This is a genomic window from Anaeromyxobacter terrae (genome assembly GCF_022690685.1).
Lineage (GTDB): Bacteria > Myxococcota > Myxococcia > Myxococcales > Anaeromyxobacteraceae > Anaeromyxobacter > Anaeromyxobacter terrae.
This window is the reverse complement of the sequence record NZ_JALCYY010000140.1, coordinates 1-1,160: the sequence shown is the minus strand read 5'-3', so window position 1 is coordinate 1,160 and position 1,160 is coordinate 1. Positions and strand designations below refer to the sequence as shown.

Annotated in this window: 1 protein-coding gene; it reads left to right on the top strand. The window is 64.9% G+C overall.

All coding sequences use genetic code 11. The features are described from left to right. The first annotated feature begins 56 nt into the window (after positions 1 to 56). Positions 57 to 1,160, top strand: coding sequence for an IS630 family transposase (locus tag MNY62_RS25505; RefSeq protein WP_242347136.1), 1,104 nt, complete (start codon positions 57 to 59; stop codon positions 1,158 to 1,160).

The following is a 1,160-nucleotide window of genomic DNA, read 5'->3' as shown; positions in this document are numbered from 1 at the left end:
CTAGTGTCCTGAGTCGTAAGAAGCGTGACAGTTGGGCGCAATCGTGATCTACGGTCATGATGACGACCGGGATGAAGAACTCGCCTGTGCTCAAGCCCCTCGCGCTCACGGCGGAGGAGCGTGAGGCGCTCGAACGGTGGGCGCGGCGACCGAAGACGGCTCAGGGATTGGCCCAGCGTGCGCGGATCATCTTGGCCAGTGCCGAGGGGAAGAACAACACGCACGTCGGGATCGCGCTGCGGCTGAACCGCACCACGGTGATGCGGTGGCGGGCGCGCTTCATGATGAAGCGTCTCGACGGTCTGCTCGATGAGCCTCGGCCCGGAGCTCCTCGGACGATCGCAGACGAAGAGGTGGAGCGCGTCATCACCCGGACGCTCGAAACGAAGCCGCGCGATGCAACGCACTGGAGCACGCGGTCGATGGCGCGCGAGCTCGGCATGTCTCAAAGCGCGGTAAGCCGGATCTGGCGTGCGTTCAGCCTTCAACCGCATCGGTCCGAGACCTTCAAGCTCTCGACCGACCCGCTGTTCGTCGAAAAGGTCCGAGACATCGTCGGCCTCTACGTTTCGCCGCCGGAACGAGCAATGGTGCTCTGCGTCGACGAGAAATCGCAGATCCAGGCGCTCGACCGGACGCGGCCGCTCCTGCCGCTTCGACCCGGCCAGGTGGAGCGGCGTACGCACGACTACGTGCGCCACGGCACGACCTCGCTGTTCGCCGCGCTAGACGTGAAGACCGGGAAAGTGATCGGGGAGTGCCGTCGACGCCACCGTGCAGTCGAGTTCAGGCAGTTTCTGGACACCATCGAGGCCAGCGTCCCGAGCGGGCTTGAGGTGCACCTCGTGCTCGACAACCTCTCGACGCACAAGGCGCCGACGATACATCGCTGGCTCGCGAAGCGGCCCCACTTTCACCTGCACTTCACGCCGACGAGCTCGTCCTGGATCAACATGGTTGAGCGCTGGTTCGGGCTGCTGACGCAGCGACAGCTCCGGCGCGGCGTCCACCGCAGCACGCTTGCTCTCGAGGCGGCGATCGAGAGCTACATCGCCATCACGAACGACCAGCCCAAGCCCTTCGTATGGACCAAGTCCGCCGACGAGATCCTCGCCAGCGTTGCGCGTTTCTGCCGGCGGACTTCTGACTCAGGACACTAG

What these genes read in the sequence shown, in the direction of transcription:
- MNY62_RS25505 (WP_242347136.1), top strand. Translation starts at nt 57, where the DNA reads ATGATGACGACCGGGATGAAGAACTCGCCTGTGCTCAAGCCCCTCGCG.